The sequence below is a fragment of the Algivirga pacifica genome, from assembly GCF_039543525.1.
In the GTDB taxonomy this organism is placed as follows: domain Bacteria; phylum Bacteroidota; class Bacteroidia; order Cytophagales; family Flammeovirgaceae; genus Algivirga; species Algivirga pacifica.
In genome coordinates this window covers 31,481-43,196 of sequence record NZ_BAABJX010000005.1, presented here as the reverse complement: position 1 = coordinate 43,196, position 11,716 = coordinate 31,481, and the positions used below count along the sequence as shown (strand labels likewise).

General features: G+C 41.1%; 11 protein-coding genes. 6 read left to right on the top strand and 5 right to left on the bottom strand.

Annotated elements, in window-relative coordinates; genetic code table 11:
• Positions 1 to 62: 62 nt before the first annotated feature.
• Positions 63 to 2,468 (bottom strand): heavy metal translocating P-type ATPase, encoded by a 2,406-nt coding sequence (locus tag ABD985_RS01180; RefSeq protein WP_345368585.1) that lies wholly within the window; start codon positions 2,466 to 2,468, stop codon positions 63 to 65.
• A gap of 222 nt (positions 2,469 to 2,690) precedes the next feature.
• Between ABD985_RS01180 and ABD985_RS01175 the strand changes: the two genes are divergently transcribed.
• The 4 genes from ABD985_RS01175 to ABD985_RS01160 all read left to right on the top strand — a co-directional run bounded on the left by ABD985_RS01175 (position 2,691) and on the right by ABD985_RS01160 (position 7,646).
• The gene (locus tag ABD985_RS01175; RefSeq protein ID WP_345368584.1) at positions 2,691 to 3,533 is read left to right on the top strand and encodes a DMT family transporter; all 843 of its coding nucleotides are present in this window, start codon (positions 2,691 to 2,693) and stop codon (positions 3,531 to 3,533) included.
• Positions 3,534 to 3,770: 237 nt separating this feature from the next.
• Complete coding sequence (locus ABD985_RS01170) at positions 3,771 to 4,349, top strand: RNA polymerase sigma-70 factor (RefSeq protein ID WP_345368583.1); 579 nt, start codon at positions 3,771 to 3,773, stop codon at positions 4,347 to 4,349.
• A gap of 210 nt (positions 4,350 to 4,559) precedes the next feature.
• A complete protein-coding gene (locus ABD985_RS01165) occupies positions 4,560 to 5,546 on the top strand; it encodes a FecR family protein (protein WP_345368582.1) in 987 nt (328 codons plus the stop codon).
• Positions 5,547 to 5,693: 147 nt separating this feature from the next.
• The gene (locus ABD985_RS01160; protein WP_345368581.1) at positions 5,694 to 7,646 is read left to right on the top strand and encodes a carboxypeptidase-like regulatory domain-containing protein; all 1,953 of its coding nucleotides are present in this window, start codon (positions 5,694 to 5,696) and stop codon (positions 7,644 to 7,646) included.
• Positions 7,647 to 7,849: 203 nt separating this feature from the next.
• On the opposite strand, the gene ABD985_RS01155 is transcribed toward ABD985_RS01160, so the two are convergent.
• Entirely contained in the window at positions 7,850 to 8,071 is a 222-nt protein-coding gene (locus tag ABD985_RS01155; protein ID WP_345368580.1) for a hypothetical protein, read from the bottom strand.
• Positions 8,072 to 8,461: 390 nt separating this feature from the next.
• On the opposite strand from ABD985_RS01155, the gene ABD985_RS01150 reads away from it, so the two are divergent.
• Both ABD985_RS01150 and ABD985_RS01145 read left to right on the top strand, forming a co-directional pair.
• Positions 8,462 to 8,596, top strand: a complete 135-nt coding sequence (locus ABD985_RS01150; protein ID WP_345368579.1) for a hypothetical protein — start codon at positions 8,462 to 8,464, stop codon at positions 8,594 to 8,596.
• Between the two features lie 129 nt (positions 8,597 to 8,725).
• A complete protein-coding gene (locus ABD985_RS01145; protein WP_345368578.1) occupies positions 8,726 to 9,079 on the top strand; it encodes a hypothetical protein in 354 nt (117 codons plus the stop codon).
• Between the two features lie 168 nt (positions 9,080 to 9,247).
• Here ABD985_RS01145 and ABD985_RS01140 read toward each other — a convergent pair whose 3' ends face one another.
• The 3 genes from ABD985_RS01140 to ABD985_RS01130 all read right to left on the bottom strand — a co-directional run bounded on the left by ABD985_RS01140 (position 9,248) and on the right by ABD985_RS01130 (position 11,613).
• Positions 9,248 to 9,679, bottom strand: coding sequence for a PaaI family thioesterase (locus ABD985_RS01140; RefSeq protein ID WP_345368577.1), 432 nt, complete (start codon positions 9,677 to 9,679; stop codon positions 9,248 to 9,250).
• 219 nt (positions 9,680 to 9,898) lie between these two features.
• On the bottom strand, positions 9,899 to 10,810 hold the full coding sequence (locus tag ABD985_RS01135; protein ID WP_345368576.1) for a ribonuclease Z: 912 nt from the start codon (positions 10,808 to 10,810) through the stop codon (positions 9,899 to 9,901).
• Between the two features lie 431 nt (positions 10,811 to 11,241).
• Positions 11,242 to 11,613: an STAS domain-containing protein gene (locus ABD985_RS01130; RefSeq protein WP_345368575.1), complete on the bottom strand. Its 372-nt coding sequence runs from the start codon at positions 11,611 to 11,613 to the stop codon at positions 11,242 to 11,244.
• Positions 11,614 to 11,716: the final 103 nt, after the last annotated feature.

The window sequence follows — 11,716 nt, the reverse complement described above, 5'->3', positions numbered from 1 at the left end:
GTAGGCTGGAGCCTACGACCAGTAGTATAGTATATTCTTCATTCCTCATCCTTCATTCTTCATTAAAAACTCTTCATTCTCCTTCCCAGCCAGCTCGTCAACAACACCCCTACTCCTACCACAGAAATAGAGCTCAATGGCATCAGGATAGCAGCAATGATTGGGGATAAATTACCACTCACGGCAAACAGTAATCCCACGGTATTATACATTAAGGAAATTACAAATCCCAACTTCACCACCTTGATACTGTTCTTAGTAAAGTTGACCATTGAAAACAGTCGTTTAAGCTGTTCTGCACTCAATATAGCATCGCAAGCAGGAGAGAAATGATGTACATCCACCGCCACTGCAACGCCTACATCAGCCGTTTTCAAAGCTCCTGCATCGTTAAGACCGTCTCCCAGCATCATTACCTTCTGACCTTGCTGTTGCAGGCTTCTGATATAGTTCATCTTATCCTGAGGAGATTGTTGAAAGTACAGAGGAGTTTCCTGACCGAAAACCTCTTGCAAACGTTCTTTTTCACCTTCATTATCTCCAGATAATAGGGATAGTTGATAAGATGTTCCCATTTGCTCAATCAAAGGACGCATTCCCTCTCGGAGGGTTTGCTGCAAAATAAACTTACCCAATACCTTTCCATTGACTGATACATAAGTCACGGTTTGCAGTTCCTTAGGTTGACTCCCAGCATCAACTCCAACAAAAGAAGCACTTCCTACCTGTACGGCTTGCCCCTCGATCTGCCCCTGAATTCCTTTTCCTTCTACTTCTTGATACCCTTCTATTGTTATACCTTTTACATTCTCATTCAAATAAGTACTCACCTGTACACTAACAGGGTGCAAGGATTGCTTCATCAAGGCTGCAATATTTTTTCGCAATTTGGGCGTCAGTGTCTCTCCTTCCCATTGTACTTGCGTCTGATCCGAAGCAGTAATAGTACCTGTCTTATCAAAAACTACATCCGTAAGAGATGCCATACGTTCTACCGCATTGGTGTCTTTAATGTAGAAGCCTGCACGGGCCAATATTCGGAGTGTATTTCCCAATGTAAAAGGAACATTCAACGCTAAGGCGCAAGGACAAGCGACAATCAATACAGCAGCAAATACATAAAGGGCAAACTCGGCTCCTCGTTCTTGCCACCAGTAAGTAGCTGCAATTGTAGAGATCAACAAGACAATCATCGTAAAGTATTTCCCTACTCGATTAGTCCAGTTATTGAAATCATGTGCTTGTTCTTGCTGAAACTCCTGCTCACTCCAAAGACTCGTCAGGTAGCTTTGGGAGACGTCTTTCACTATTGTGATATCAATGGCACTTCCTTGCTGTCTTCCTCCGGCATAAATCAATTCCCCTTCCTGTTTCGTAATCGGTCGGGATTCTCCCGTAACGAAACTATAATCAATCTTACCCCTTCCTTTCAATAGATGGGCATCAGCAGGAATAAGTTCTCCGTGGTGAATGCGAAGGATATCCCCTTTTTCGACCTTGGAAAGGGGAATACTTTGCTCCTCTCCATTTACCATACGGGTAACGGCAATCGGAAAATAAGATTTATAATCTCGTTCAAAGTTGATATTATCGAAGGTTTTCTGCTGAAACCACTTTCCTATTAATAATAAGAAGATCAAAGCAGACAGAGAGTCCAGATACCCTGCCCCTGTATCACTAATGATTTCATATAGACTTCGAGCAAATAGCGCCAATATCCCTAAGGAAATAGGCACATCAATATTCACTCCCTTATGTTTGATCGCCGACCAGGCTGACCTCAAATAATCATTTGCTCCATAGAAAAATACAGGAATGGACAATAGGATATTCAGATAACCAAATACCTCTACGAGTTGCTGATCAAAAGAAGTAATGCCCAAGTACTCCGGAAAACTCAATAGCATGATATTCCCAAAGCAAAAACCCACGACCCCCAGCTTGATATAAAAAGCGGTAGTTTGGGTACTGTTCTTTTTCTCCTTTTTATCCATTCGCTCCAGGTTGATCAACGGTTCGTACCCCAGATTGATCAACACTTCTACCAGCTTGCGTATAGAGATTACCGACTCATCAAAATTTACGTAGATTTCTTTTTTCATATAATCTACCCTTGCATTGAATATACCTTCCTGTAAAACCGGCAGTTTTTCCAGTAACCATATACAAGAAGAACAATGAATCTGAGGTAGATGAAAACTAATACGAGTAGTTCCTCCATCCGAAAAGTCAATCAGCTTATTACGAATACTTTCATCGTCCAAATAAGCAAGCTTCTCTCGGGATGTTCTGACTTTTTGCTGTACACCAGGCTTGTTATTCAGTTGGTAATATTGATTCAGGTCATTCTGGTCCAATACCTGATACACCATATGACATCCGTTACAACAAAAAGATTTCTCTTCTTCTTGAATGATCTCATCCTCACAGGGTTCTCCGCAATGATAGCATTCCTCGACTTGTTTCATCGTTTATTGTAGTTGTTAGTAATCGCCCCTGGCTTCTGGTAGCGCTTGTTTGTTCTAAAAATCTGTTTACTACCCAAATGTAGGAAGGATAGGAGGTCGTAAATGATGAGCAATGTCAACATTTCATACTGATAAATATCCAATCCCCAACTTAGGAGGTGCTGATATTTCTGTATCTTTGTCGATTGAAAATCATTACAGTAAACCAGCTAACAAATAGAAATGCTATCCAAAGGAGTCAAACTTATGTTACTGTCCACCTTGGTGATGACAACCATGCAGACTTTTGTCAAATTCGTCTCGCATATCCCCGCCACTGAGGTCGTTTTTTTCCGTGCCGCCATTTCACTCGTCATGAGCTATGCAATGCTCTATCGTCAGAACGTAAATATATGGGGAAAGCCAGAAAACCGTCCAACCCTTTGGATGAGAGGAATCTTCGGTACATTAGCTTTGGTGATGGTTTTTGCGACCTTCCAAAATATGCCTTTAGCCTCTGCTTTACTGTTACATTACCTGGCTCCGATCTTTACCGCTTTACTGGCGGCCATCTTTCTCAAAGAGCGTATTCGCCCCATCCAATGGTTTTTCTTCCTACTTTGTTTTGCGGGTATCGGCATGATCAAGGGTTTTGACAGTAGAGTAGAAACACTTTATTTCGTATTGGGTATTGTAGGTGCATTACTCGCTGCTGCAGCTTATACGATGATTGGCAAACTCAAGGGAAAAGAAAACCCTGTGGTAATTGTCTTCTACTTCCCTTTTGTGGCCATGCCTATCACAGGACTATACTCTTATTTCAATTGGGTAACTCCTCAAGGAACCGACTGGCTTTTCTTATTGGGTATCGGAATTTTGACACAAATTGGACAAATCTTGTTGACCAAAGCCTATCAAACAGACCAGGCCAATAAAGTAGCCAGTGCCAACTACACAGGAATTATCTATGGATTACTCTATGGCTTTTTCTTATTTGGAGAATTATTCCAATGGGAAGTCTATGTCGGCATGGGATTAGTGCTATTGGGGGTATTCCTTAATGTTACTTATAGAGGTAAAAAGTAAGGGAGACCCGGCCCAAAATATAGAAGGTAGCAGAAGCCTGTTATAGGCCATAATACAATGCTGTCAATTTAAGGAAATCGTGCATGTAGAGAGCGTGGTACAAACCCGCTTCAGGTCTTAGGGAGGACCCTAAGACCAGTTTCTGGGGCGCCCCTTGTAGTCACCCCGACTTCCATCGATTCAATAAAAAGGATAATAAAAGATGACCCTTGTGATCGACCTAAAAATATAATCAATGTGAACACAGAAGACCACAACATATTTCAACGCCTATCTGACAGTGATCCCAAGGCACTGGAGCAACTCTTTCAAGACTACTATGAAGGATTGTGCCAGTATGCTTTTTCCTATATGGGAGATACAGAAAACGCCGAAGAGATCGCTCAAGAGCTTTTCTGTCAATTATGGGAGAAAAGGGAGCAACTTCAGATCAGCACCTCCATTAAAGCCTACCTATATGGTTCTGTACGCAACAACTGTTTACATCAATTACGAAAGCTAAAGGTAAGGAGTAATTACCAACAGGAGGTTCTCAAGGTACAAACCGATACCTATTTCCCTCAGGATATTTTAGTGGAACTAGAGCTCAGTGAGAAAATCCAACAATGCCTGAATAATCTTCCGGAGCAACGACAAAAGATCTTTAGAATGAGTCGGTTCGAGGGAAAGAAATACAAGGAAATTGCCGAGGAACTAGGCCTTTCCATCAAAACAGTGGAAGCACAAATGGGAAAAGCACTAAGCACCTTACGAGTGGATTTAGCCGAATACCTACCCGTTTGCTGGCTAGCATGGTGCTTAATCAGTGAACAGTGAACAGTGAACAGTGAACTTAATGCTATGTGTATATAATTGCTAGTGTAGAAGTATTAATTTTCGATAATTCACTACTCACCTCTGCCATTTATTAAGATGCGATAATTGAAAATTAATCATTGATAATTCCTAATTGCTCACTGTTCACTGCCCAATAGGGGTAAATGGATTACAGCGCATCTTAGTAATAAGAAGACATTATAAGACGATATGGAAATAGATCAACTGATCATACGATATTTAACCAAGGAGACGAATGCTGTGGAAGAAGAGTTCTTGCACTCCTGGAGACAGGAAGCTGAAGAGAACGAACGCTACTTCCAGCAGTATCAGCGTACGTGGGAATGGAGTTTGTTGCAACAGCAGCAGACAGAAGTACAATTTGATCGTAATAGTGCCTGGCAAAAAATAACTGACCGTACACAACTTCCAAGCGATACAAAGAAAACCGTTCGTTGGCAACCCATTGTTTGGCAAGTTGCCGCAGCAGTTACCCTTCTCTTGGGAAGTATTTGGCTATTCCAACTAGTACAAGAGGAAACAAATGCACCTTTACAGCAGCTGACTGCAAGTGAGACACAGGCTATTGAACTGGGAGATAAATCCTTAATCACCTTAGATAAAGGGGCTACATTCCAATACCCAGAGGAATTTGCCAAGCATCAAAGAACGGTTACACTGCAAAAAGGGCAAGCCTTTTTTGAGATCAGTCACGACCCTGACCGTCCCTTTATCGTCAACCTCCCCAACACCCAGATTCAGGTGGTCGGTACAGCCTTTAATATCAAAATAGATAGCCTTGGGACAGAAGTCGCTGTTCGGGAAGGAAAGGTTATCTTTAAGCACAAAGAACAAGTTACGTCTCCTGTCACACTGACTAAAGGAGATATTGCTACCTATACCATAAAGGAAGAAACCTTTACCACAACACAGACTGTTGGGAATCAATGGTCCTGGAAAAGCAAGCAATTTAACTTTACAGATACTCCTCTTCCTGTTGTTTTGGAACAATTGGAGATGGCTTATGATGTCCACTTTGAAATCGGGGAACAAGATCTGTTAAACTGCAGGCTAAGCATGTTTAACCAACGTGCCTATGCCCTGGAGGAAATGATTGAGTTCTTAGAACTCTCCCTTGGGATTGAAATCCATCAACAGGACAGTTCCCACTTCAAGGTATTGGGCACCTGCAACTAAAGTGGGGGAAAAGGCCCATCAGTTGTATTATAGATGTTTATCGGTTATCGCTTATTGTTTATAAACGATAACTGATAAGTAGTATATTATTCTGTAGACAGCGACAGGATTAACCTGAAAGTCTATCGATAGTAAAGAAAAAGTACCGTGAGCAAACACTTCGTATCTTCAATTCTTTTTTATAGTGTTTTATTCCTCTACCCTATGGGTTTACAGGCACAAGAAAAAGCACTTCTTGATCAAAAAGTAACAATCCATGCAGAGCAACAAACACTCCCTGCCGTATTACTTACCTTAAGTCGTTCGGCTCAATTTGATCTGGCCTATAATGCCGAGGTATTAAAAAATACTTCAACAATTCAGCTTCACTTGGAAGAGGCACCTTTACAACAAGTCTTGGATACGTTGTTATACTCTCAAAAGCTCGACTATAAATGTATGGGAACACAGGTCGTGATTTTTAGACAAAAGACAATCATCCCACCCAAGATACAGATCACCAATACGCTGAGTGGTATAGTGGTAGACCACCGTACCGGACAACCTTTGACAGAGGCAAAACTCTACGACAAGGGACTAGGACATATTGCAACCACTAATACCCAAGGAATCTTTACCTTCCGATTCCACAACCCTAGTATTAAACTACAGCTTACAGTACAGCAAAAAGGGTATCAAACGAAATACATTCCATTACACCTCAATCGTAACCTACAAATCAAAATAGGCTTACAGGCAAATATCCCTGTGGACAATACTTCATTGCAAATACCACAAGCCTCTACGGATATCGTGGCCTTACTGGATAGCTTAGTTCCTGAAGAAAAAAGAGCGTTAGAAAGTATTCCACAGGCTTTTACCCTGAATAACACCTCCATAGAAGAGCTACAAATGTACCAGTGGTTTGTCCCCTCCATTGAAAAGCATGAAGTACAAAGGGATACACTCTCCCGAAAATGGCTAAAAATAGGGTTACTTCCCGTATTAAGCAGTAACCTTATTCGTGACAAGTATACGATCAACCATGTTGCCATTAATGGATTGGCCGGATATGCTGCAGGGGTTAGAGGATACGAACTGGCAGGAATCACCAATATTATTCGGTATAACGTACACGGAGTACAGATTGCCGGTGTCAACAATATTGTAGGTGGAGTACTTCGAGGAGTACAACTTGCTGGAGTTACCAATATCAATCGCTTTATCACTTCAGGAGTACAGTTCGCTGGCGTTTACAATCAAGCAGGCTATCACCTCAATGGAGTGCAAATCGCTGGTATTTCCAACTATATAAGAGGAAGTATGAGAGGAATACAACTGGCCGGAATAAGCAACCATAATCAAAAAGGAGGGAAAGGCGTACAAATCGCCTCCCTGTACAACAGCGTGAAAGGACCTTTCAAGGGGCATCAATTTAGTCTGTTACAGAATATAAGTACGCAGAACTTAGAAGGGACACAATGGACACTGCTACGCAACCAAAGTAAAACCATAGAAGGAACACAAGTCGGTTTACTCAATCAAGCTGATACTTTAAAAGGCGTTCAGCTCGGTCTTTTGAACTTCAGCAAGGAAGTCACTGAAGGAGTTCCTATTGGACTCTTAAGTTTTGTAAAAAATGGCTATCAGGAACTAGAAGCAGGCTATCAATTAAATAGTTTATATACTGTTTCCTTGAAAACAGGCCTTCCACAGTTCTACAATATTCTATCGATCGGTGGCATGACAGAAAGCCCTGAATTTCTCGCCCTAGGTTATGGAGTAGGAAGTCATCATCAGATCTATAAAAGACTAGGAGTCAATGGCGACCTCATGCTCTACAGCTTACAACATTACCAGCGATTGACACGAGATAACCATTGGTTAGCCAATGCGTCCATAGCCCTTTCTCTAAAAACCGGAAAACGCCTGACTATATTTGGAGGAGGCAACTGGAATATTCTACAAACCTCTGCCATTGATGAAAGTATCTCCTCTCCTACCCCTATCTCTATGTACCTCACTCCTTATGTGCGCACGGAATCTGCCAATGGCAATGTGTTTATGCAATGGATTGGTTATCAGGTAGGGATACGAGTCAAACTGAACAGTGAGCAGTGAGCAGTGAGCAGTGAGCAGTGAGCAGTGAGCAGTGAGCAAAATTGCGGCTTTGTCTATTATTGCTAGGGCAGTGGTATTAATTTTCAATGATTAATTTTCAATTTTTAATTATTCACTGCTTGTACCTGTTATCTATTGAGAGCTTATTTGGAAGCACACCTTTTGGAATAATTGAAAATTAATCATTGAAAATTGAAAATCCTTCACTCTTCACTGACATACTCCGGTATTCTCGCCGGCATACTAAGCGTATCTTTGTACACTGCTTTTTTCATGACAGGAGTCAAGGAAGTTTTCCAAGCAGGGGATGGAGGTGAATCTACAGGCAACTGTTCTTCTAAAGGGCTAAGTTCATCTTTGTTTTCACAAGAGAAGAACCCAAGGAGCAGCATTAAACTCAGAAGGCAATAAATCATTTTGTGCATAGTTATCAATCAATAAGGGTTAAACGTTGAGATATGCGAATCTCAAAACTCTGAAGATAACTATATGAACTTGGTGCTAATAAACTTAAATGTTGAGGCGGCTTGCGCCGCTAGTTGAGTAGCACTGCGTGCCGTTGAGTAGCCCTTCGGGCTGTTGAGAAATAGCACTACTGCAAAACTCAACGTGCGAAGCACAACTCAACAGCGCAAAGCGCTACTCAACTAGCGGCGCAAGCCGCCTCAACAGTTCATATCATTGCTAAAAGCATCAATACGACAATTTTAGTGGCTAATAATACCGTCAGGTATAACAAAGGTTTATTCATAGTATTTAAGGAGTATGTTTGGCATTCTTTTATTCATACCGCTAAGATCGACACTATAATTATCATGATGATTAGCAAGGGTTTAACACTTTATGAATCCCGACAGGGTAATGTGAATGAGCAATTAACGGTGAGCAGTGAGCAAATTGCGGTTTTGTCTATTATTGCTAATGTAGTGGTATTAATTTTCAATGATTAATTTTCAATTTTCAATTATTTACTATTCATTGTCCACTATTCGTTAATCATTGGCAATTGAAAATTGATATAATTATTCACTGTTCAGTGTACACTGTTCACTGCACACTGTTCACTGATAAAAACCATCATGGATAGAACAAGTATACTAACAGCCTTGACGGCTGCCACGGGATCAACATTAGAGGGAGAGCTCATTAAAGGGGCATACCAAGGAGAAGCGGTAACTTATATTACTCCTGAGGATACAAGTATTTCTAATCTTCAGCAGCTATACGAGCAAGAGAATGGGTCTTCTAAAGTGATTTTTTTCTTTGGTATCGATATTCCTAAAGAGATCACAGACTTCTGTAAAGAAACCTATGGCGTATATGGGTATTATACGGCGTATATGCAGGGAGAGGATTTATTCTTGAAAGCGGGGTTGCACTTTAAAGATCGTTCGTATTACGACTTCAAAACGAAGGTACTTTATGAGGGATAACTTCTGTTGAGGCGGCTTGCGCCGCTAGTTGAGTGGCACTACGTGCCGTTGAGAGGAGCTTCGCTCCGTTGAGTTTTACAGTACTGCTCAATCTCAACAGCGCAAAGCGCTACTCAACGGCACGTAGTGCCACTCAACTAGCGGCGCAAGCCGCCTCAACAAAGAAGCCTATATTTCGATGGTACTTTTGATCAAATTACTTGTTGCCTTAGCCAGCAATTTTCCTTCTGCATTGTGGACTTTGCCTTCCATATGGATCACATTACGTCCTTTACGGATAAGCTCTGTAGTCACCAGTACTTCGTCTCCTTCCCTAGCGGTAGAAAGATAATCTACGTTCAAATTAACTGAAGGATAGAAATGAGTGATATCCAAAGTATAAGTCGTAATCCCAATCACTTCATCCAGCATGGCACAAATCGTTCCCCCGTGCAGCATTCCTACGGGATTTGTCATTTCTTTTCTTACTTGATAAGAAACTGTTAAACTTCCTTCTTCAGCCTTGACGATACGGCCATGCAGCCAGTTCCCTAGTTGTGAGGGGCCTTCAAACTTATCTTTTCCAATATGTGCTTTGATGTACTCTAGTCGTTTGTTCATTGGTCAATAGTTTTCTTATTAAAAATTAGCAGTATTGTTGAGGCGGCTTACGCCGCTGGTTGAGTGGCACTGCGTGCCGTTGAGCCCATTACATGGCGTGGGCTTCGCTTCGTTGAGTTTTACAGTACTGCTTAATCTCAACAGCGCAAAGCGCTACTCAACGGAGCGAAGTCTACGCCATGTAATGGGCTCAACCAGCGGCGCAAGCCGCCTCAACCACTAGCAATCTATACAGAACTTGACGTTCTCAGTAGCTAAATATGTATTAGGAAATACTTCCTTTGCTTCTTCCAATACAGGGTCCAAGCTTTTATAGCGCGCAGAGAAATGACCAATCAACAAGCGGTCTACGGCTGCTTTCTGTGCGATGGTTGCCGCTTGCTTAGCGGTAGAATGATACGTCTCCTTAGCCCGTTCTTTATGTGCTTCTGTGAAAGTAGATTCGTGATATAACAAGTCACATCCTTCTATCTGAGGGATAATATCCTCAAAGTAAGCGGTATCTGAACAGAAAGCATAGGAACGGCTATGCTTAGGAGGCAACGTTACCTCCTCGTTTTTAAGTAGTTCACCTTCAAATACAATATCCTCTCCTGCCTTTAACTGCTTAAACATCTCAAAAGGAATCCCAGCTGGTAACTTATCTGGTTCTATCCTTCTCATTTTAGGCTTTTCCTTTATCAAAAAACCTGTGCATGGCACTCGATGTTTCAGCGGTATAGTCTCCACATACAAGGTGTCATTTTCATATATAATCTCAGGAAAATTGGGAGAAGTCTCATAAATAAACACCCTGTAGTTTAGTACTGTCTGACTATTCTTGAAATTAGCTAGAAGTACTTCATCTAAACCTCTGGGCGCATGAATATGCAAGTCGTCTGTACGCTTGTTCATTTGCATAGTCGAAAGTAATCCCGGCAAACCATAAAAATGATCTCCATGCAAATGGCTAATAAAGATACGAGAAATCTTATGCAGGCTAATATTATTGCGTAATAACTGAAACTGGGTCGCCTCTCCGCAATCGATCAAAAACGCTTCCTTCTCCACCTTCACGTACTGGGAGGTCATGTGCCTTTCCTGTATAGGAATGGCCGCACTTGACCCTAATATGGTTACTTCAAAACTCAACGCAATAATGATTTATGTTGTTAATAAAAAAGATGCTGATAGCCCTAAAAAGACTATATGCTGATCTGAATGCAGATACCATCATCTGCAAAAGTCCCTTCGATAATTCCTTGAAAAAGAATAGACAGAATTATTAAATTCCTAATTCCTATCATCAATTCGGGGCAAAGGTAAGGAAAGTTTGGTTGTCTACCATAAAATTATGCAAATACAAAAAGAGGCTCCTTCATAACACAATGGTCAAATGAAAATCATTCAAGGATATACGCTTCTTGCATTGAAGGAAGAAGGATGAAGGATGAAGGAATATGTACCTCATAAACAGGTATTACTCCTTCATCCTTTCTCCTTTATCCAATTGAATATAATTTCACTTAACAGTTATGAAACAACCTCTATATACTTGTCACTACCTGAGACAAGAAGCTATGTTATTCTGCTCCGTTCTCTTTCTCGATCTCGTTCAAGAAGATCACTTCTGCTGCAGCCTCTTTGTCTGCGACAATTTTAAGTACGCTATCTAGCTTAGAAATCTTCAATAGCTTTTCTACGTGTTCCGACAAGCTTGCAATCACCAACTCACCATTCGTCTCATCAGCTAAACGTTTTGCGACAAGAATAGCACTCAACCCTGAAGAGTCTACATATTTTACGTGCTGCATATCCAAGATCAAGTTCTCTGTTCCTGACTGAAAAAGAGTTACCAGCTCAGATTTCAACATTGGCGCTTTCAACGAATCCAGTTTCTCTTCCTCCGGCGTTAATACCGTATATTTTTCTGCTCTATCAATCGAATACCTCATAGTATGAAATAATTAATAACTTATGTTTTATGGGTAATGTGTTTCCTTAAAGGTAAAAGAAAATGTGTAAAAAATGCTATTAAGTAGGGGTGCTATTATCAAA